At 72.3% G+C, this 19,705-nt stretch carries 15 protein-coding genes; 4 read left to right on the top strand and 11 right to left on the bottom strand.

From position 1 onward, the window contains the following. Nucleotides 1–19: 19 nt before the first annotated feature. Nucleotides 20–1,588 (bottom strand): sodium:solute symporter, encoded by a 1,569-nt coding sequence (locus OIE75_RS01850; RefSeq protein WP_329469182.1) that lies wholly within the window; start codon nt 1,586–1,588, stop codon nt 20–22. Between the two features lie 172 nt (nt 1,589–1,760). On the opposite strand from OIE75_RS01850, the gene OIE75_RS01845 reads away from it, so the two are divergent. After that, nucleotides 1,761–2,696, top strand: a complete 936-nt coding sequence (locus OIE75_RS01845) for a MurR/RpiR family transcriptional regulator (RefSeq protein WP_329469180.1) — start codon at nt 1,761–1,763, stop codon at nt 2,694–2,696. Between the two features lie 12 nt (nt 2,697–2,708). On the opposite strand, the gene OIE75_RS01840 is transcribed toward OIE75_RS01845, so the two are convergent. The 5 genes from OIE75_RS01840 to OIE75_RS01820 all read right to left on the bottom strand — a co-directional run bounded on the left by OIE75_RS01840 (nt 2,709) and on the right by OIE75_RS01820 (nt 12,044). Beyond that, a complete protein-coding gene (locus OIE75_RS01840) occupies nt 2,709–4,553 on the bottom strand; it encodes a Na+/H+ antiporter NhaA (RefSeq protein WP_329473917.1) in 1,845 nt (614 codons plus the stop codon). 22 nt (nt 4,554–4,575) lie between these two features. Further along, the gene (locus OIE75_RS01835) at nt 4,576–5,781 is read right to left on the bottom strand and encodes an alanine--tRNA ligase-related protein (RefSeq protein WP_329469178.1); all 1,206 of its coding nucleotides are present in this window, start codon (nt 5,779–5,781) and stop codon (nt 4,576–4,578) included. Between the two features lie 334 nt (nt 5,782–6,115). Then, nucleotides 6,116–6,730, bottom strand: coding sequence for a dihydrofolate reductase family protein (locus OIE75_RS01830; RefSeq protein ID WP_307009046.1), 615 nt, complete (start codon nt 6,728–6,730; stop codon nt 6,116–6,118). A 30-nt stretch (nt 6,731–6,760) separates the two neighbouring features. Next, the gene (locus OIE75_RS01825; RefSeq protein WP_443078268.1) at nt 6,761–8,758 is read right to left on the bottom strand and encodes a hypothetical protein; all 1,998 of its coding nucleotides are present in this window, start codon (nt 8,756–8,758) and stop codon (nt 6,761–6,763) included. A gap of 148 nt (nt 8,759–8,906) precedes the next feature. Continuing rightward, nucleotides 8,907–12,044 carry a discoidin domain-containing protein gene (locus tag OIE75_RS01820; RefSeq protein ID WP_329473916.1) on the bottom strand — a complete coding sequence of 1,046 codons (3,138 nt, stop codon included), beginning with the start codon at nt 12,042–12,044 and terminating at the stop codon, nt 8,907–8,909. A 296-nt stretch (nt 12,045–12,340) separates the two neighbouring features. On the opposite strand from OIE75_RS01820, the gene OIE75_RS01815 reads away from it, so the two are divergent. Together OIE75_RS01815 and OIE75_RS01805 are read left to right on the top strand one after the other, a co-directional pair. Further along, nucleotides 12,341–13,069 (top strand): SDR family oxidoreductase, encoded by a 729-nt coding sequence (locus OIE75_RS01815; RefSeq protein ID WP_307009044.1) that lies wholly within the window; start codon nt 12,341–12,343, stop codon nt 13,067–13,069. A gap of 227 nt (nt 13,070–13,296) precedes the next feature. Then, entirely contained in the window at nt 13,297–13,425 is a 129-nt protein-coding gene (locus tag OIE75_RS01805; RefSeq protein WP_307009043.1) for a hypothetical protein, read from the top strand. 183 nt (nt 13,426–13,608) lie between these two features. On the opposite strand, the gene OIE75_RS01800 is transcribed toward OIE75_RS01805, so the two are convergent. Then, the gene (locus OIE75_RS01800) at nt 13,609–14,199 is read right to left on the bottom strand and encodes a TetR/AcrR family transcriptional regulator (RefSeq protein WP_307009041.1); all 591 of its coding nucleotides are present in this window, start codon (nt 14,197–14,199) and stop codon (nt 13,609–13,611) included. A 128-nt stretch (nt 14,200–14,327) separates the two neighbouring features. Between OIE75_RS01800 and OIE75_RS01795 the strand changes: the two genes are divergently transcribed. Continuing rightward, nucleotides 14,328–15,059: an SDR family oxidoreductase gene (locus OIE75_RS01795; RefSeq protein WP_307009038.1), complete on the top strand. Its 732-nt coding sequence runs from the start codon at nt 14,328–14,330 to the stop codon at nt 15,057–15,059. A gap of 137 nt (nt 15,060–15,196) precedes the next feature. Here the strand turns inward: OIE75_RS01795 and OIE75_RS01790 are convergent, their stop codons facing one another. The 4 genes from OIE75_RS01790 to OIE75_RS01775 all read right to left on the bottom strand — a co-directional run bounded on the left by OIE75_RS01790 (nt 15,197) and on the right by OIE75_RS01775 (nt 19,625). After that, nucleotides 15,197–16,084 (bottom strand): GNAT family N-acetyltransferase, encoded by an 888-nt coding sequence (locus OIE75_RS01790; protein ID WP_307009037.1) that lies wholly within the window; start codon nt 16,082–16,084, stop codon nt 15,197–15,199. 82 nt (nt 16,085–16,166) lie between these two features. Then, on the bottom strand, nt 16,167–16,874 hold the full coding sequence (locus OIE75_RS01785; protein WP_329469170.1) for an ABC transporter ATP-binding protein: 708 nt from the start codon (nt 16,872–16,874) through the stop codon (nt 16,167–16,169). A 7-nt stretch (nt 16,875–16,881) separates the two neighbouring features. Then, nucleotides 16,882–18,288: an ABC transporter permease gene (locus tag OIE75_RS01780; protein WP_307009033.1), complete on the bottom strand. Its 1,407-nt coding sequence runs from the start codon at nt 18,286–18,288 to the stop codon at nt 16,882–16,884. Between the two features lie 59 nt (nt 18,289–18,347). Beyond that, nucleotides 18,348–19,625, bottom strand: a complete 1,278-nt coding sequence (locus tag OIE75_RS01775; protein WP_329469169.1) for an ABC transporter permease — start codon at nt 19,623–19,625, stop codon at nt 18,348–18,350. Between the last annotated feature and the right edge of the window lie 80 nt (nt 19,626–19,705).

Here is a 19,705-nt window from a genome sequence, read left to right as displayed (position 1 = left end):
GGGCCGGAGGGCGGCCCGCTCACTTCCGGCCGGCCGTGGTGAGCCGGTCGGGGCCGGTACCCGGCTCGGCGCCCTCCAGGGCGCCCCCGCCGGCGGCCGGCGCCCGGTGGAAGAGGCTCAGGACGCCGCCGACGACCAGGGTGATCACCACCCCGATGGGCACCAGCCACTGGGCCGCGATGGCCTGGGACACCGTCGTCCCGCCCGTCGTGACGTCGATCTTGACCACCCGCACGATGTACGTCATCACCCCGATGGTGACCAGGAAGGCCACGACGGAGTCCACCTCGTTGGCGCGGGTGACCAGCCGCCCGAGCAGGAACGCGCCGAGCAGCGCGCCGTAGGTGTAGCCGGCGATGGTCAGCCCGGTCAGGTAGACGTTGCCGGTGCTCGCGCTGAACGCGCACGCGAAGACGGCCATCAGGGTCGCCCACACCAGCGTCATCCAGCGGGCGAGCCGCAGCAGTGACTCCTCGGACGGGGTGCTGCGGAAGAAGCTGTGGATGATGTCGGCGACCGTCGAGTTCGACATGGAGTTGAGCGCCGAGGACAGCGAGCCCATCGCGGCGCCCAGGATGCCGGCCACCAGCAGCCCGGAGACGACGACGGGCAGCCCGTTCAGGATGAACTCGGGGTAGAGGTTGTCCGAGCTGGACAGGCCCAGCTCGGAGAACGGCCGGCCCTGGTTGTAGGACCACAGCAGCGCGCCGACGAGCGAGAACGCGGCGAACTGGACGACGACGAAGACACCCGAGGCGATCATGGCCTTCTGGCCCTCGCGCAGCGTCCGGGTGGCCAGCACCCGCTGCACGATGAGCTGGTCCGAGCCGTGGCTGGCCATGGCGAAGATGGCGCCGCCGATGATGGCGGTGGGCAGGGCGAACGGGCTGGTGAGGACGTGCGCCAGGTTGAGGTCGGTGTCGAAGAGCGTGAACCGCCCGGCGTCCCAGGCGCGGGCGTAGCCCTCACCGCCGACGTGGGCGGACAGCACCGCGACGGCGAGGATCGCGCCGCCGAGGTAGAGGCCCATCTGGATGGCGTCGGTCCAGATGACCGCCTTGATGCCGCCCAGGTAGGTGTACACCACGGTGATCAGCGTGAGCACGATGATGATCACGCGGTAGCTCGCGTGTACACCGAACTCGTCGAGCAGCAGCTTGATCGGGATGGCCGACGCGAACAGCCGGACACCCTCGGCCAGGAGCCGGGTGAAGACGAACGTCACCGAGGCGAGCCCCTGCAGCTTCAGCCCGAACCGGTCGCCCAGGTACTGGTAGGCGCTGACGAACCCGCCGCGCTTGTAGAGGGGGATCAGTACGGTGGCGACGACGACGCGTCCGATGACGTAGCCCAGGGCGAGTTCGACGTTGCCGAAGCCCTGACCGCTGTAGGCACCGCCGGGAACGCTGATCACGGTCAGGACGCTGGTCTCGGTGGCGACGACGGAGAAGGACACCGTCCACCACGGCATGTGGCCTTCACCGACGAAGTAGTCCTTCGCCGACTTCTGCTTGCCGGCCTTCCGCAGGCCGATCCAGGCGATCCCGATCAGATAGACCACGATCACCACGAGGTCGAGCTGGCGCACGCTTGCTCCTAGACACTGGCCGGTGGGGTCGCCGGCGTGGGGAGAGGGCCGTCCGAGTATGGGAATGCCGCACTCCGGATGTCAATAAGTAACGGCCAGTCGGACCGCACGTAAATTTTTGACCAACCCGGGTGGCCCCACTAGCCTGTGTCCACCACACTCAGGAGGGGCCATGGTCCGCCAGTCCTCGTCCGGCGCGCCGGAGCAGTCCGCGCAGGACGCCCCGCTCGCCGACATCCTCACGCGAGTCCGTGCCGCCCGGCCCTCCCTGGCCCCCTCCGAACGCCGGGTGGCCGACGCCGTCCTGGCCGCCCCGGGACAGGTCGCCGAACTGTCCATCAACGCGCTGGGGGAGCGGGCGGACACGTCGGCCGCCACCGTGATGAGGTTCTGCCGCACGATCGGCACGGGCAACTACCCCCAGCTGCGCCTCGCGCTGGCCGCCGCCGCCGCACGCGAACACGCCCTGGGTGGTGAGCGTCCGGAGCGCGGCGGCACCGACATCAGCCCGACGGACACGCTGGACCGCATAGTCGGCAAGATCATCTACAACGAGGTCCGGGCCCTGGAGGACTCCGGCGCCGGACTCGACATCGAGGCGCTGGGCCGGGCGGTCGACGCGGTGGCGGGGGCCCGCAGGGTCGACATCTTCGGCGTCGGAGCCAGCGCGTTCGTCGGCCAGGACCTGCATCAGAAGCTGCACCGCATAGGCCGCATGGCCTTCATCTGGAGCGACCGGCACGCCGCACTCACCGCGGCGGCGCTCCTGGGGCCCGGCGACGTGGCGCTGGCCGTCTCCCACTCCGGCGAGACCGAGGACACCACCGAACCCCTCCAGGCCGCCGCCGAACGCGGAGCCACCACCATCGCCCTGACCAACGACCCCGGCTCCACGCTCGCCACCGGCGCCGACCTCGTACTGACCACCTGCGCCCGGGAGACCCCGTTCCGCTCCGGCGCGACCGTCAGCCGCATCGCCCAGCTCGCCGTCGTCGACTGCCTCTTCGTCGGCGTGGCCCAGCGCTCCTACGACGCGTCGACCGCCGCACTGGAGAAGACCTACGGCGCCGTCCAGCGCCGCCGCCGCCCGGCCCGCCGCGGCACCTGACCGGACGTCACCTCATCCGCCGGCCAGGGCCCGCCTCCGGGCCTGCTCGACCGCCCGCTTCAGTGCGTCGATGTCGAAGGCACCGCGGTGGCGCCGGCCGTTGACGAAGAAGGTCGGCGTGCCCGACACACCGCTCAGGTCCGCCGAGTCCACGTCCTCGGCGACCCGCCGGGCGCCCCGGCGCCGCGCCAGGTCCTCGCGGAACACCTCCATGTCCAGGCCCACTTCGCGCGCGTGCCGCAGCAGATCCCGCTCGCCCAGCTCGTCCTGGCGGTCCATCAGCAGGTCGTGCATGTCCCAGAACCTGCCCTGCCGCGCGGCCGCCTCCGACGCCTCGGCCGCCGCCTGGGCGTTCGGATGCACGTCGGTCAGCGGCAGATGGCGCCAGACGTAGCGGACGTCGGTCTCGCTGCCCAGCAGGTCGCGCACCACGCCCTCGGCCTGGCCGCAGTACGGGCACTCGAAGTCGCCGTACTCCACCAGGGTCACGGCGGCGTCCGCGGGACCGCGCACATGGTCGTGGCGCTCGTCGACCGCCACCCCGAGATCCGTCAGCGGCTCGGACGTGCCGAGCAGGGCCCTTGTCCGCCGGGCCGCGGGCAGCAGGCCGATCACCCCGGAGACCGCCCAGCTGACCGCGAACGAGCCGATCAGTGTGGCGATGATGCCGATGCGCGCCTGATTCAGCTCCTCCCCCTCGAAGGCGAGCGCGGCGATCAGCAGCGAGACGGTGAAGGCCGCCCCCGCGATCGATCCGGCGGCGGTGACCGAGCCCCAGCCCACGTTGGGCCGCAGCCGCCGCCCCGACAGCAGCTGCGCGCCCGCCATGGAACCCACCACCCCGACGATCTTCCCCACCACGCAGCCGCACACGATGCCCAGAGTGACGGGCGAGGTGAACGCGTCGGCCAGTCGCGCGCCGCTCAGCTCGATCCCCGCGTTGGCCAGGGCGAACAACGGCACGATGCCGAAGCTCACCCAGGGCAGGAACCGCTGTTCCAGCCGCTCGTTCGGCGAGATCGCCGAGGCCAGGCCCCGCGCCGCCGAACGCTGCAGCTCGGGCGTCGGCTGCTCCCGGAACAGCCGGAAGAGACGGCTCGCCCGCTCCAGATCCCCACGCGGCGCCGGGTAGGCGATGACCAGGGCCCCCACCGCCAGACCCGTCACGACCGGATCGACCCCGGCCTCGTGCAGCGCCACCCACACCACCACGGCCAGGAGGGCGCAGAGCAGACCGCGGCCGGCGTCCGCCAGCCGCAGCACGACGACGACGGCCAGCAGCGCGCCCAGGGCGACGAGGAGCGCCGGAAGGTGAATCTCGTCGCTGTAGAAGACGGCGATGACGAGCAGCGCCACCACGTCGTCGACGACCGAGATGGACAGCATGAGCGCCCGCAGCGAGGCCGGCAGCCGATGGCGCAGGACGGCCAGGATGCCCAGCGCGAACGCGGTGTCGGTCGACATGGCCGTGCCCCAGCCGTGCACCGAGTCGTGCCCCGCGTTGATCGCGACGTAGATCACGGCGGGAACCACCATGCTGCCGAGGCCGGCCACCGCGCTGAGCACCACCCACCGCCGGTCCCGCAGTTCCCCCATGTCGAACTCGCGCCGCGCCTCCAGCCCGACCACGAAGAAGAACAGGCTCATCAGCCCCGCGTTGATCCACTCGTGGACCGTCAGCGACAGGTGACGGGTGTCGAAGCCGACCATGAAGTGGGCCTGCCACACGGCCTCGTAGGAGTGGATGTCGATGTTGGCCCAGAGCAGCGCCGCGACGACGGCCACCAGGAGCAGGACCGCGCTGCCGGTCTCCGTCTGCACGAAGGTGCGCCAGCGGGTACCGCCCCTGGTGGACATCTCCTGCGCTGTCTCGTGGGACTCAGTCTCGCTCACGCGGGCGATTATGGCCGCCCGGGACCCGTTCCTCGCGCAGGCTCGTCACCAGGTCGCGAGGGAGTCCGTGGGTGTCGTGGAGGTAATGGAAGTCGTCCTCTCCCAGCGGGCCGCGGAAACGGGGCCGGGAGAGCACGCTCCGGCCGCGCTCCAGGAGCCCGCGGAACCGGCGTTCCTCCTCCAGCAGCAGTCGCCGTACGGTCTCGGGGTCCCCCTCCTGCCGGAAGCGGCCCAGGGTGTGGGAGACCAGCTCCTGCGGCAGGTCGCCGAGGGCGCGCGACGGGTCGTCCCGCCACAGCACGGTGAGGACGCGTCGTACGAGGCGGCGCAGCACGTACCCGCGGCCGGTGTTGGCCGGGCGGACCCCGTCACCGATGATGACGACGGCCGAGCGCAGGTGGTCGACGACCAGCCGCAGCGACGGTTCGTCCAGCGGCCACAGGGACGGCACCAGCCGCCGCCACGGGTCGAAGACGTCGCACTCGAACACCGACGACCTGCCCTGGAGCAGCGAGGAGAGGCGCTCCAGGCCGAGGCCGGTGTCGATGTTGCGCTGCGGGAGCGGCACCAGGCTGCCGTCGTCCAGGCGGCGGTGACGCATCATCACGTGGTTCCACACCTCGACCCAGCGGTCGTCGCGGGTGGGTGTGGACCGGGGCGGGGTGTCACCGGTCCACAGGAAGATCTCCGAATCGGGTCCGCACGGGCCGACCGGACCGTTGGACCACCAGTTGTCCTCCACCGTCAGCTCCACCGGCACACCCCGCTCCTGCCAGAGCCGGAGCGAGTCGGTGTCCGGTCCCACCTGGTCCCCGCCGCCGTACACCGTGGCGTGCAGCAGTCCCGGATCGATCCCCAGGCCCTCGGTGAGCAGCCGGTGGGCCCAGTCGAGGCTCTGCGAGCTCTCGTAGTCACCCAGGGACCAGGTGCCGAGCATCTCGAAGACGGTGAGATGGGTGCTGTCGCCGACCTCCTCCAGGTCCGTGGTGCGCAGACAGCGCTGGACGCTGACCAGCCGCCGGCCCAGCGGGTGCGGACGGCCCTCCAGGTACGGGGTGAGCGGATGCATGCCGGAGCTGGTGAACAGCACGGTGTCGCCGGGCGGGGGCAGCAGGGTCGAGCCGGTGATCCGGCGGTGACCGTGTTCCTCGTAGTACTCGACGAACGTGCGGACGATCTGCTCGGTGTCCATGGGGGTGACTCCTTCGCTGCGTGGCGGGAGGCACCGGAGAACGGGTCCGTGCGAGCGGGGCGGCGAGGCGAGGGGCCGGAACGCCACGAGACCACCGACGGGCCGTTTCCGGTCGCCGGTGGGAAAGGGAGAAGGTCAGGCGGCGGCGGCCGGCGAGCTGGTCGCTCGCGCGGTCGCGAAGATGCTTCGGCCGATGACGTTCATGCGGACGACGGTAGCGCCCGCCACCGCTCGGTGCACGCGAATATCCGCGGGACCGCCGAGATCCGGGGGACGGCCGAGATCCGCGGGTGGCCGAGATCCGCAGGACGGCCGCAGACGGTGTCGGTCGGCGTCAGAGCACGTCGTAGGTCAGGTGGGTCGCGGTCGACGTCGGTGTCACGCTCCGCTGTACCAGCGAGCGTGGTGCCCGGCCGGGGAACAGCGGCGTCCCGGTGCCCAGCACGACGGGTGCCAGGTGGAGTGTCAGCGAGTCGACCAGTCCCGCGTCGAGCGCCGAACCGATCAGGGAGCCGCCGCCCATGAGGACGACGTCGAGGTCCCGGCCGGCGGCCGCCGAGGCCGCGTCGGCACGCTCGCGCGCGGTGGCCACCGCGTCGGCCAGGCCGGTCGTGGCGAAGGTCCAGTCGAGGCCGGTGAGGCGCACCGAATCCGGTCGTGTGCCGGTCACGACGACGAAGGCCGGTTTGCCGACCTCGCCCGCGCCGTAGCCGGTCGTGTCGTCCCAGCCGCCCGGTCCGTCGACCACGTCGAAGAGGTGGCGGCCGAGGACGACCGCACCCGACCGGGCGGTGGCCTCGCGCAGGACCCGGCGGTCGTCGGGGTCGTCGGAGAACGCCCAGGTGTGCAGTGCCTCGCCGCCGGTGCCCAGCCCGTTCTCCGGGCCGGGGTCGGGTCCGGTGACGAAGCCGTCGAGGGAGACCGAGATGTCCGCGATGATGTGCGCCATGTCAGGGTGGACCCGTGCCGTCGGCAGAACTCATCGGTCGCCGTCGCCGGTCAGGGCGGCCAGGTCCTCGCCGGTCCGCAGCAGGCCCGTGACCTCGGCCTCCGCCTCCCGGGGCGCCCGGACCGCCAGGGTGCGGTCGTCGCTCTCGGCCGTGACCTCACCCGTCACGCGCAGACCCGTCACGGCGCGGCTGCCGGCGGCGAGGACGTACCAGTCGCCGTCGGGGGAACGCCAGCGGGTGTCGGCCACCACGTGCTGGCCGAACCGGCTGCACGCCGCCGTTCCCCGGGCCCGTACCACCGGCTGCGCGGCGTCGCCGGTGCGCAGGTCCACGGAGACCTCGTCGGTGCCGCGCCAGGTGACGGCGCGGGCGCAGGACCACACGGCACGGCCGGCGTCCTGGGGGAGTCGCTGGTCGGCGAAGTCCCAGAGGTTGACGGCGCGGACCGGCTCGCCCTCGCCGGATAGGCCGTCCAGGCCGCACGCCAGCCGGGACCAGGCCACCAGGGCGGCGCTCCCGGTGGCCTCCCTGGGCCGGCGGGCCGGGGGAGCGCCGGCACCGGGCAGCGGCGTGTAGGTGAGGTGCACGGGGGAGAGACCGCCCCGGTCGGCCAGGAGGAACGAGTGATCCTCGACGATGCGGGAGGACGACCGCAGTTGCAGCACCGTGCGCCGCTCGCAGGACCCGCCCGCCGGTGTCGCCGGCACGGGCTCGGTGACACCGTCCGCCGAGACGTCGAGGTCGCGTGCGGCGTCGTCGGGGCGCAGCAGGTCACGGGTGCCGGCCTCGGCGATCCACGGGGCCAGCAGGTACCGGGCCGCTCCGTCGCGTTCCGTCACGGCGACCGCTGCGGCGGTGGTGACGTCCGCGTCGTCGGCCCGCGCCACGGAGAGGGCGGCGGGCTCACCGCCGGAGGCGTCCGGCTCCCTGTACCGGGCCAGCCGTCGGCCGTCGTGGAGGAGGACGACCGTGCGGGCGTCCACGTCGCCCGCGTAGAGCAGTTGCGGGGAGCCGGGCGGAGGGTCCACAGGTGTGCCCGGAGCGAAGGAGACGTCCGTGTTCCCGCGTGAGGGGCTCGACCAGGTCTCCAGGGCCCGGGTGAGCAGCGCCGTGTCGCCGGTCCGGTCGCCGCGGGCCGGCCAGGCGGTGAAGTCCACCCGTGAGGTGTCCGCCCACAGCGCGGGGTCCGTGCGGCGCAGGTCCTGTGCGGTGGGCGCGTAGGCGGACCGTGCGACGTCGGACCCCGCCACGTCGGAGCCCTCGGTGTCCTGGCCGGTGGCGACGAGCGCCGTCGCGGTGACGAGTGCGGCGAGCACCACCGCGCCTGCCAGCCGCGTCCGCCGCCTGCGGCGCAGCAGGTCCGTGGGCTGCGCCCGCACGGTGCACGCGTCGAACTCGCTGGGGCCCGCGGCCGACAGCACACTCGCCGCCGCGGCACCGTTGCCGAGGTCGAGCCGGTCCGCGGCGCGCAGGGCCCCGGCCGGGTCCTCGACGCCGGCGGCCCGCAGCACCTCCAGGACCTCCGGCTCGGACAGCCCGTCCACGTGCCGCAGGACGAACGCGCCCCGGGTGTCCGGTTCCGCGCCGGACAGCACCTGGCCCAGGGCCATGTCGTCGGCGTTGCCCGACCGGGGGAACAGCCGCAGCCCCAGCACGATGGGCAGTCGGCGCGGCGGCCACACCGCCGTCGCCCGGCCCGCCCAACTGCCTGCGCGTCGCGCGTCCTTGAGCGCGGCGCGCAGGACCGCGACGCGCAGGTCGTTGCCGATGAGGGCCGCGACCGGCTCCCCACCGCCGCGCGGAGCAGGCACACCGGGCGTCGGCCGTGCTCCGCCGCCGGTCCGGGGCAGTGCCCGCTGGGCGAGGGAGTGGGCCCCGAGGACCCTGCGGTGCCTGCCCAGCGAGGCCGGCAGCACCAGGTACGCCAGGCGTACCAGGCCGCCGTACTGCTCGACCAGCACGGACTCGGCTCTCTGAACACGCCCCTGGACCGGGCGACTTCTCTCACGGAACCGACTGACGGGCATAGGCGGTGCACTCCACGACCGAGGATCTGCTGTTGCTGATCTCTCAAACGAGTGAATCGCGTGATGGTCACACGACGGTCGTGGCCCGGCTTCACCCGAAGGGGGCCGGCACGGCGTTCCTGGGCGTCATCCCGTCACCCGGTCCTCCTCAGTTCACGGAGAGCCGCACCAGCCCTTCGTGCGCGCGGGGCGTGCCGTCCACCGTCACCGCCACGTAGCGCGCCGAGCCCCGGTACGCGACCGCGCGCACCCGCCCGTGACCGGTCAGCGTCCCCACCCGCCGGTACCGCACGCCGTCGGTGCTGAACTCCAGGCGGGCCGCCGGGGCCGAGCCGGTCGTCCACTCCGCCTCCACCCGGCGGACCTCGGTGCTCGCGCCGAGGTCGACCACCATCCGGCCGTCCCGGCCCGGCCGCCACACCGTGTCGGGGGCACCGTCCACGGCGGCACCCGGGCTGGACATCCCCGGCGGCAGCGGATTGGTCGGGAAGGTGTGCCGGCCCAGGGCGTGGTCGTCGTGCGGGAAGGGCCGCGCGCCGCGCAGCGTGACACGGACCTCGTGCCCGTTGTGCACGTTCGTGACGGTGCTGCGCCCCTGGGCCTCGATCCGCACCCGGCAGCGGGGGCCCGACAGGTGCAGGGTCGCCCCGTCACTCACCCTGACCCGCAGCCCCGGCGGCAGGCTCCGGCCCGACAGCGGCACGAGGGTGAACCGGGGCGGGAGCAGCAGCGCGGACGCCGGGTCCAGGCGCGCCGTGTAGCCGAGGCCCTGACGGGTCACCGTCTGCTCGCCCTCGTACACGTGCCGGTGACGCCCCTCCTGCGGCACCTCGATCCCGGTGTCGACCGCGTCCGCCGAGAGGTTGAACAGGCTCAGGTGATCGTCCACGAGGGCCGCGCGGACCCGGGCGTCCTCGGCGACGGGGGCCGGCCGGCCCGCCAGCGCGCGCAACTGGGCCGGGGACGCACCGCAGTGCCCCTCGATCACGAGAGCGTCCCGCGCCCCTTCGGCCGGCACGATCGTGTCGCCGTACACGGCCACCGTGTGCTCGCCGTCGCCGCCACGGACGACCAGTCCGGCGCGGCCGTCGATGTCGAGCCAGCCGCCCTCGCTGCGCAGCGCCGGGGCCGGTCCGGTGGCCAGGTCCGTCCACCGCTCACCGTCGGACGAGCCCTGTATCAGGTAGGAGCGTCCGGCGGCCGCCTCCCAGCGCAGGGTGACCCGGTCGACCGCACGGGCGGCGCCCAGGTCCACCGCCCACCAGCTGTCCGCGCGCTTCCTGTCCTCGCGGGAGACCGCCCAGCGGGTGCCGGCGTCGCCGTCCGCCGCCAGGTCGGCGGTCATGCCGGCCGACTGCGAGGAGGCCGTCGCGGCCCTGCCGCGCGCGAGGTCGTCGGTGCCGTCCCCGGCGCGGACCTCGACGGCGTACAGCGAGTACCCGTACGCCGGGTCGGGCCGCACGCCCAGCATCCTGACGTGGCGCACCGTCGCGGCCGGGAAGGCCAGTTCGTCCACGCGTCCCTTGGCCGTGGGCGAGGCGTCCTGCGCGCGGACCGTGGCCGAGCCCTCCGCGAACCGGTAGGTGCGGCTGCCGTCCAGGCCGGCCACACCGGGCATCGTGAGGTTGTGCACCTCCAGCCGCGAACCGCCCGCTCCCGCCCCGTCGGAGGCGTAGACGACAGCGCCCGAAGGGAGTGTCGTGTACCCCGCGAAGCCCTCGCCCAGCCGCAGCACCGTGGCGCTGCCGTCGAACCCGTCGCGCAGAGCGGTGTGCACCCGCACCTGCCTGCCGGTGACCTTCGCGGCCGTCGAGGGCAGGAACATCGGTGTGCCGCCGCTGAGCCGGAACAGCCAGTCGTCGTGCCCGGGCTGCCAGCCGAACTTGACGAACCCGGGCTTCGTCACCACGCCTGCCCAGGCGGCGGGGGACTGGTGGGAGACCAGCCCCGGTCCGGTCCCGAAGTCGGTGACGCCCGCCGCGTGCGCGAACAGCTCCTCGCGCGACATCGGGCGCACCTCGCGGCCGGCGGTCGGCCACACGTGCAGCAGGTAGCTGATCGCGAGTTCCGCGCGTGCCTCCGGTTCGTACTTGGGCTCGCCCGAGAACTTCGCGAGCCGGTACTCCGGCGGGTACTTCTGGTACGCCTCCAGCCGCTCGGCCAGGTCCGCCTCCGCGCGGGCCGCCGCCCGGTCCCCGGCCACCCGGGAGAGGAAGGCCAGCGGGATCACGTCCCTGCCGTACAGGTGCTCCCGGTCGTTCACCATGGGCATCAGCGGCTCGCCCGCGTCCGACATGACACCCAAGAGCGTGCGCCACAGCGGTTCCGCGTTGGGCTGCCTGGTCAGGACCTCGGGCAGCGGCTCGCCCGCCGCGAGGAAGTGCGCGGCGTTGCGGCCCGAGGTGCGCCACATCTCCGCCTGGTAGTGCGGCCCGAACGAGCCGTGGTTCTCCACGATGAAGGTGTCGTACGTGTTGTGCGCGGTGTTCCGCGAGACCGGGACGCCGTCCACGCGCGCCGGGTTGGCCAGGTCGGCGGCGGGCAGCCCGCCCTCGTTGCGCGACCAGGTTCCGTAGTCGGTGGCCCAGTCGGCCCGGCGCCGGTCGTCCGGTGCCCAGGCCAGCGCCGGGGCGAGGGTCTGCGCGTACAGCCCCATCTCCTCCAGCTTCGTGTCACCGATGTGGCCGCCCTCGAGGCCGTTGGGCGTCCAGTCCCCGGAGGCCGGGTCGTCCCCGGTGCCCAGGGAGTGGGTGTACGCCGCCTGTTCGCGGGTGATGGTGTCGACCGCGGCGCGGGTGCCCGCGTCCAGCTCGTCCCAGAGGAGGCGCGCGGCGAGGATGAAGTACGACTGGAACGTGGTGTCGAAGAACAGGGTGCGGCCCCACTCGGTACCGCCGGTGAGCCGGTTGGAGGAGGCGAAGTGGCGCAGGGTCGCCAGCGTCCGGCGCCTGAGGGTCTCCCGGTCGACGCCGGCCTCGCGCTCGTCGAAGGTCCCGTGCGTCAGCAGCACGGCGTGTCCGAGGACGACGGCGAAGCCGAAGTACTCGTCCGTGTAGGTCCCCTTGGCCTCGTCCCACTGCGTCTCGGACCAGCGGGTGTGCCTCAGCAGGACGCGGTGGTACGTGGCGGCGACCTCGTCGGGCGGATCGACGGACCGGGCCGCGGCCGAGCCGGAGGCGGCGGCCGGGGACGCGCTCAGCGCCGGCTGGAGCGCGGCCGCGGCGCCGCCCGCGCCGAGCAGTTGGAGCAGGAGCCTGCGGCCGACAGGGAGGGATACGGGGCCCATCATGGTCCTTCTTCACCAGGCGACAACGTTGTCAACGAAGGTCATCCTTGAACGGCCCGGAGAGGCGTGTCAATGGTCGTGCGTTCATCCGTCCCGGCGGAGGGCCCGGGAGCGTCCGGGTGGGAGAGGTGTGCGACATCCCGTGAATTCCCCCAAGCCGTGCTGAATCCCCGACTCCGTGGCCAGGGGGTCTTCCACCTGGCAGCGAGCCGGCGCTGGGACCGGGCCGCCTACGCTGCGGAGGTCAGCCACCGATCTTCAGCACACCCTCCGACCTGCGAACCAGGAGCACCGGCATGAGACTCGACGGTCAGCACGTGGTCATTACCGCCGCCGGACGCGATTTCGGACGTACTCTGGCCATCCGTCTCGCGGACCTCGGCGCCGAGGTCTTCCTCTCCGCGCGCACTCTCGCCGCCGCTGAACGTGTCCGCGACGAGATTCGCGGCCGAGGGCACCAGCAGGTCCACGCCTTCATCTGCGACCTGACGGACCCGACCTCGATTCGCGACTTCGCTGCGGGCGTCGCCCGGCACACTGATCGCGTCGACGTGCTGATCAACAACGGCTCCCGCTACCTCGAAGGACCAGACCTCCAATCCGCCTCCGACGCCGACGTCGTCGACACCATCGCATCCGGCGCCACCGGCACCGTCCTGACCGTGAAGAACTTCCTCCCCCTCCTCCTCAGTTCGGACAGGCCGGACGTGGTGACCATGGTCTCCGCCTGCGGAACGGCCGGTCATCACCGCTCGGACGCGCACGACGCCTTCTACGCGGCCAAGAGCGCCCAGGCGGGGTTCGCCGAGATCCTCTCCAAGCGCCTGCGGCCCCAGGGGGTCCGGGTGATGTCCCTCTACCCGCCCGACTTCGACAACCCCGACCCGCTCTCCGAGGAGTGGGAGACCACACCGCGCGAGGCCAAGGACGCCCTCACCGCGCAGTCACTCGTCGAGTGCATCCTCTTCGCCGTCGCCCAGCCCCGCGACTGCTTCATCAAGGCGTTCCACTTCGAACAGGTCTGACCGATGCCGGCACGTCCACGCACGGCGACGCACACCGCGGTCCGGGCGGCCCATGCACCCCAGACCCGGGGGGCGAACCTGTGACTGACGGCCGCGAACAAGGGGATCTGGAAAGCGTCCCAGCTCCAGCGGAGCCTGGCCGAGCACGGCTTGGTGTTCCCGGCCGGGAAGATGTCCGGGCTGTGGTCCGGCCGGCCTGTCTCTCTCAAACCAGCCTGCTGGACTGGTTGGAGCACCGGCGAAACCGGTGGCCGAACACCGCGAAGCTCCGCCTGCTGATCAACGATCAGATCGCGGCGAAGACCAGCCGTGCCGGCAACCACGGGGTCGGCGCGACCCTGCGCGGGCAGGCGTGACGCTGGAGCGGCTCCGCGTCGACCGGCGACTCGAAGAGGCCCTGACCCACGGGCCCAGCCCGCGCCACCTGACCGGGTCTTCGGGCTCGACGACAAGACTGCGGTGCGCTGCGCGGACTCCGCGCCAGCACTACTGGAACAGGCCGCTGCACAGCAGCTTCGATGATCTCCGGTCTTCTGTCGTCAGTTTTCGGGGAGCCTCGACGGCGCAGGTTTCAGCCCGTCCAGGGTGAGGTCGAGGAGGCGTTCGGCCTGCTCCCGCTGCTCGGGCCTGGCCGAGGTGAGGGCGATACCGGCGAGGGCGGCGAACATGTCGGTCGGGCTGATGTCGGACCGGATCGTTCCGGCAGCGGTGTTGGCGTCCATGAGGGAGGAGAGGGCGGCCTGAATCATCTCGTGACTGTCGGCGTAGGGATTGGTTCCCGAGTCGACAACGGCTCGCAGGGCGTCGGCCATGCCGAGTTTGGCGGTGGCGTAGTCGATGAAACGGCGCGTCCAGGCTCGCAGGGCATCAGGCGGCGACATCGCCGCAAGGAGGCCGGGGACGGCGTCGCACAGCCGGGCCACTTCGTTGCGGTACGCCGCCTCGATCAGAGCTTCCCTGGTGGGGAAGTTGCGGTAGAGGGTGCCGGTTCCCACGCCCGCCTCTCTGGCGATGCGCTCGAAGTGCGCGTCCAGTCCCTCCTTGGTGAACACGCGTACCGCGGCGGCCAGGATCTTGTCCCGGTTCCGCTGTGCGTCAGCCCTCAGCGGGCGTCCTGCATCCCGGACCATCAATGGCTCTCCCTGTCTCCGTTTGCTAAGTGGAGGCGCCGCCACTTAGTGTGGACGAAGTGGCGGCGCCTCCACTTTCACTGTAGGACATGGCCGCCCCCACTCCTCTACTGGAAGGACCGCCCACCGTGTCGGGAATCGAAGGCAAAGTCGTGGCGATCACGGGCGCCAGCAGCGGCATCGGTGAGGCGACCGCGCTCCTGCTCGCCGAGCGCGGCGCGAAGATCGTCCTCGGGGCACGCCGTCCGGAGCGTCTTGAGGCCCTGGCCACCCGCATCGAGAAGGCCGGCGGTGAAGCCGCCTGGGCCCGCACGGACGTGTCGCGACACGAGGACCTTTCCGGCCTCGTCAAGCTGGCACGCGATCGATACGGCAAGCTCGACGTCCTCGTCAGCAATGCCGGGGTCGGTCTGATCTCCCGTCTGGACGACCTGCGCGTCGAGGACTGGGAGGAGATGATCGACGTCAACCTCAAAGGGGTCCTGTACGGGATCGCCGCGGCTCTTCCCGTCTTCCGGGAGCAGGGCTTCGGGCACTTCGTCAACACCGTGTCCACCGCCGGACTGCGCATCGTGCCGCTCCAATCGGTGTACGCCGGCACGAAGAACGCCGTGCGCACCATCTCCGAGGGCCTGCGCCAGGAGGCCGGCGACAGCCTGCGCGTGACCGTCGTCTCGCCCGGCGCCGTCCGCACGGACTTCGCGGAGCGCATGGATCCGGCTGTGAAGGACCAGATCGACAAGATGATGGAGATCGCGCTCTCTCCGGACGCGGTGGCCCGCGCCATCGCCTTCGCCATCGAACAGCCGGACGGTGTCGACGTAGGTGACATCGTCGTTCGCCCCACCGCCCAGGGATAGCCCTAGGCAGGCCACGCCGGACACTGTCGAACCCACGGATGCTCCCAGCTGTCACGGTGCAGGACGTCGAGGCCGTGCCGCTCCCCGTTGTGGTGGTCCATTCGGCCCGCGCTGTCGGCAAACCCGGTCCTCAGCCGTCAGCGCCAACCGCCGTACCGAACTTCCCCGAGGCCGAGGTCGTAGCCGGTGAAGTCGGCGTACGGCAGGTATCCGATGCGCCGGTAGAGGGCGTTGCTGGTGAGGTTGGCGGGGTTGGTGAACAGGACGACGTCCGTCGCCCCCGCGGTCAGCGCGGCTCGGGTCACCTCGACGGTCACGGCGCCGGCGTAGCCGCGGCCCCGGAGCCGGGCCGGGGTGTAGACGGGGTCGATGCGGACCTGGCCGCCGACCAGCGGGTTGACGCCCGCCATGGAGACGGGTGTGCCGTCCGGGGCCTCCCAGTAGGTGTACCGCTTCTCGGCGAAGCGGGTGCGGGCCCAGGACGCGGCGTCTATGGCGACGGTTTCCCCGACGTCCGCGGCGAACTCGCGGCACCAGCCCATGAGGTGCTCGTGCTCTGTCTCGTCCACCGCCCGGCCCCGGCCCGCCGGCAGCGGCTCCGGTGGTGTGAGCGTGTCGAGACGGTGGAGCCGGCCCCGCCAGCTGTGCGTGGACGCGGCGCCGGTGTGCCGCTGCCAGGCCTCGGCGAACGCGGTGGCGGTGTCATGGTCCGCGGTGACACCGGTGACGGAGAGACCGAGGCCCGCCAGGTGGGTGGCGAGGACCTCGGCCTGCTCGGGGGAGAGGGCGGTGAGGGTGAGACGCCGGGACGGGAGGCGGTAGAAGGCCGCGTGGACCTCGCCCCCCGCCTCCAGCAGGCCGAACACGACGGGTTCGGTGCCGAACACCTCCGCGCCCCGGGTTCGTATCTTCTCCAGCGTGGTCAGCGGCGTGGTGTGCAGGGCGGGGCGTGAGCGCAGGAAGTCTCCGGCGCGGGCGAGGAATTCGTCGAGGTCTTCGGTGACGTGCCAGTCGTCCGGTCGCATGCTTCATGATCTCCGACCCACCCCGGCGCGGGCGAGTACTTGCCCGAAGTGCGGGTTCTCCGGGCGCTCGGGAACCGCTTGCTCAGGGCCGGTTCACCTGTTCCGTCAGCCTGCCCTTGCGCAGGGTGAGGACGCGGTCCGACTGGGCGGCGAGCCGCTGGGAGTGGGTGACGACGACCACGCACTTGCCCTGCACGTGGGCGAGTTCGCGGAAGATGTCGATGACGCCCTGCGCGGTGTCCTCGTCGAGGTTTCCGGTGGGTTCGTCGGCGAAGAGGATGTCGACGTCGCAGGCCAGCGCGCGGGCGATGGCGACGCGCTGCTGCTGGCCGCCGGACAGCCGCAGTACGTTGCGCCGGGCGGTGTCGGCGTCCAGGCCGACGCTCTCCAGCAGGCGCAGGGCCCCGGACCTGCGGCTGCCCGTCGCGGGCCGGACACCGGTGATCTCCATCGCGGTGGTGACGTTCTGCAGGGCGGTCATGTAGGTGAGGAGGTTGTACTGCTGGAAGACCGTCGCGGCGTGCTTGTTGCGGTAGCGGCCGAGGCCCAGCTCCGTGAGGTCCCGGCCGTCGAAGCTGACGGTGCCCTTGGTCGGGGCGTCGAGCCCGCTGGCGAGGCTGAGCAGGGTGGTCTTGCCGCTGCCCGAGGGGCCCAGGACGGTGTGGAAGGTGCCGCGGTCGAAGGCGCAGTCGATGTTCTTGAGGACGGTGGTCCGGCGGCGCTGGTCCGCGTAGGTGTGGCTGACGCCGTCGAGCCGCAGGACGGGTCGGGTGGTGGTGGCCCGGGTCATGGTGGGGTCACTTGCCTTTCGTGAGGATGGCCCGCGGGCTGAGGCGCAGGACCGCGCCGGCGGGGAGGGCGGTGGCCAGGAGGGCGATGCCGAGGCCGACGCCGCCCACGGTGGCCAGGTCCGCCCGGTCGAGACGTACGGTGATCCGGTCGACGGGGTCGGCGTTCTCGACCGGCTTGTCGTCGGGGTCGAGGCCCCGGTCGAGGCCCGTGCTGCCGGGGGGCGGCGCCTCCCAGGAGTCGATCTTCCGCTGGGCCGCCGCGGCCTCCCGGCCGAGCAGCGACTGGCCCGCGTACTGCGTGAGGGCACCGGTGAACAGGGAACTCAGGCCCACGGCGAGGGCGGCCACCACGACCATCTCCAGTGCCTGCTGGGCGATGAGTCCGCCCTTCTTCTCACCCATCGCCAGGAGCACGCCGTACTCCCTGCGGCGCTGCTTGACCGCGAGGTTGACCAGCAGGGCGAGAACGGCGGCGCCCGCGACGCCGATCAGCCACATGGCGAGGGTGGCGGTGGAGCCGATGCTCTTGAGCGGGCCCGTCATCTGCCGCAGGGCCTTGTCGTTGGCGTCGAGCGCGAACCCGTCGAGCGCCGGCCCGGCGACGGTCTCGGCCTCCTTCTTGAAGCCGTTCAGGTCATCGGCGTCGCGGAGGAGGAAGGTGGCCTCGGCGACCTGGAGGGAGCCGCCACCGGAGTCCTTCGCGGCCCCGTCGCCACCGGAGTTGAGGCCGGCGAAGGCGCCCACCGACGCGTAGAGCATGTTGGCCGGGTTGACGCCGTACTCCGGGTCGGGTTCGGAGACGGGCCGGGGGTCGCGGTAGATCCCGGCCACGGTGAAGTCGGCCGAGGACGTGCCGTCGTTGCTGCCCAGCGTGATCCGGCCGCCGACCCGCAGCCCGTTCTTCCGCGCCAGCCGTTCCTCGATCAGCAGGAGCCTGTCGTCCTTGTCGGCCGCCGTCAGGTGCCGCCCGGACAGGAGCCGGAACCTGCCGCTGCGGAAGTCGGCCCGCAGCGAGGAGTCGAGGACGCCCACCGTCGCCGTCCCGCCGGGCCCCATACCGCCCTGCGCGCCCTCGGTGACCAGCTCGGCGTTCCCCTTGAGGATGCCGCGGTCCCACATCGAGTAGGTGTACTTCCGCACCTGCGGCAGGCCGCCCAGCTCGTCCACGGTGGACGCGTCGATCCGCGGTGCCTGGAAGCCGCCGCCGCTGCCGCTCAGGTCACCCGGGTCCATGCCGAGGCTGACCTCGGCACCCACGGAACGCGTGGCCTCCCGCCGGGCCTGCGCCGTCGCGTCGTTGATCAGCACGCCGGCCAGCACCATCACGGAGATGACCAGGAAGGTGCACAGGGTGATCAGGGTCCTGCCCTTGCGCGCCCACAGACTGAGGCCGGCGCGTTTGACGAAGTTCATGAGGTTCGGTTCTTCCCGTCGGTGTCGGAGCCGCTGTCGGGCTCGGTGCTGTGCGGTGGTCAGGCGTCGTCGGTGAGGATGGAGCGCGGGTGCAGGCGCAGGATGCCGATGCCGGGGACGACCGTGGCGACCAGGGAGATGCCCAGGGCGATGCCGGCGACCCGGCCGACGTCGGAGAGTTCGACGCGGGCCACGGGCGGGTCGACCGTCGTCCGCGGTGCCCCGGTACGGGCGGCGGGCTTGTCCGCCTCGCCGGTCAGGAGGGCGTCACCGGTCCGTGGGCCGGCCGCGAGGGCGATCTGGGCGGCGATGAACACGGCGGGCAGGGCGACGGCGGTCACCTCCACGACGTGCTGGCCGACGAGCTTCCACTTCCGCTCGCCCATCGAGAGGAGCACCCCGAGTTCGGCACGGCGCTCGCGGGTCTGCGACAGCACGACGAGGCCCAGGACCAGCGCACCCGCCAGGGCGATCAGCCAGACGATCAGCTGCGCGAACGTGCCGACCCGCTGGACCGGCCGGACCTGGTCCAGATACGCCTTGTCGTTGACGCGGAACTCGAAGGCGCCGCCTCCGAGCAGCCGTTCGGCCTCGGCGTGGAGGTGTTCGACCTGTTCCGGCGACCCGATCCGGTAGACCGCCTCGGTGACGTCCGCCGTACCGCCGCCCAACTGCTGCGCCGTGCTCACGGGTGCGTAGACCGTGTTGCCGGGCAGTTCCCTTGCCGGTGTCCACCGGGCCGGGTCGGGCGTCGGGTCCCGGAACACCCCGACGATCGTGGCGGACGTGGTGCGCTCGCCGTCGGCCGGCCGCAGCCGCACGGTGTCGCCCGCCGTGAGACCGTTCCGCTCGGCGAGCCGCTCCTCGACCAACGCGACGTGGCGGCCGGCGTCCCGCGGTGTGAGGGCACGGCCCGCCGTGATCCTGGCCGAGCCGTAGGAGAAGGGCAGCAGCAGGCCGGAGTCCCGCACGCCGTGGAGTGCCAGCAGGGGCCGTTCCTCGCCGTTCTTGGCGCGGGTGCCGCCGGGCCCCGGCTTGTCGGACTCCAGGGGGGAGAAGCCGCTCGCCGCGGCCGCCGACCGGAGCAGCGGGTTGTAGCGGTGCACCACCTCCGAGGAACCGAGCCGGTCCGCGAGGTCCGGGGTGAGGCCCTCGCCCCGCACGGTCACGTCGACGCCGATGACGCGTCCCACCTCGGCCTCCTGCCGGGCCGCGGCGCCCTGGAGCAGGAACCCGCCCAGCAGCAGGGTGCACATCACCAGGAAGATGCCCAACAGGGCGGCGGTCCTGGACTTCCGGACCCGCAGGCTCGTCCCGGCGCGCTTGACGAAGTTCATGGGAGGAGGAGAACAGGCGGCCGTTCGCAGCCGGATAAACGCGTTACAGCGGCATAAGCGCCGAGCCCGCTGGTCCGGCC

Source organism: Streptomyces sp. NBC_01723 (assembly GCF_036246005.1).
GTDB lineage: Bacteria > Actinomycetota > Actinomycetes > Streptomycetales > Streptomycetaceae > Streptomyces.
Note: the sequence above shows the minus strand (reverse complement) of the source record. Positions and strands in the feature narration are given on the sequence as shown.

What these genes read in the sequence shown, in the direction of transcription:
- OIE75_RS01845 (WP_329469180.1), top strand. Translation starts at nt 1,761, where the DNA reads ATGGTCCGCCAGTCCTCGTCCGGCGCGCCGGAGCAGTCCGCGCAGGAC.
- OIE75_RS01840 (WP_329473917.1), bottom strand. Translation starts at nt 4,553, where the DNA reads ATGTCCACCAGGGGCGGTACCCGCTGGCGCACCTTCGTGCAGACGGAG.
- OIE75_RS01835 (WP_329469178.1), bottom strand. Translation starts at nt 5,781, where the DNA reads ATGGACACCGAGCAGATCGTCCGCACGTTCGTCGAGTACTACGAGGAA.
- OIE75_RS01830 (WP_307009046.1), bottom strand. Translation starts at nt 6,730, where the DNA reads ATGGCGCACATCATCGCGGACATCTCGGTCTCCCTCGACGGCTTCGTC.
- OIE75_RS01825 (WP_443078268.1), bottom strand. Translation starts at nt 8,758, where the DNA reads ATGCCCGTCAGTCGGTTCCGTGAGAGAAGTCGCCCGGTCCAGGGGCGT.
- OIE75_RS01820 (WP_329473916.1), bottom strand. Translation starts at nt 12,044, where the DNA reads ATGGGCCCCGTATCCCTCCCTGTCGGCCGCAGGCTCCTGCTCCAACTG.
- OIE75_RS01815 (WP_307009044.1), top strand. Translation starts at nt 12,341, where the DNA reads ATGAGACTCGACGGTCAGCACGTGGTCATTACCGCCGCCGGACGCGAT.
- OIE75_RS01800 (WP_307009041.1), bottom strand. Translation starts at nt 14,199, where the DNA reads ATGGTCCGGGATGCAGGACGCCCGCTGAGGGCTGACGCACAGCGGAAC.
- OIE75_RS01790 (WP_307009037.1), bottom strand. Translation starts at nt 16,084, where the DNA reads ATGCGACCGGACGACTGGCACGTCACCGAAGACCTCGACGAATTCCTC.
- OIE75_RS01785 (WP_329469170.1), bottom strand. Translation starts at nt 16,874, where the DNA reads ATGACCCGGGCCACCACCACCCGACCCGTCCTGCGGCTCGACGGCGTC.
- OIE75_RS01780 (WP_307009033.1), bottom strand. Translation starts at nt 18,288, where the DNA reads ATGAACTTCGTCAAACGCGCCGGCCTCAGTCTGTGGGCGCGCAAGGGC.
- OIE75_RS01775 (WP_329469169.1), bottom strand. Translation starts at nt 19,625, where the DNA reads ATGAACTTCGTCAAGCGCGCCGGGACGAGCCTGCGGGTCCGGAAGTCC.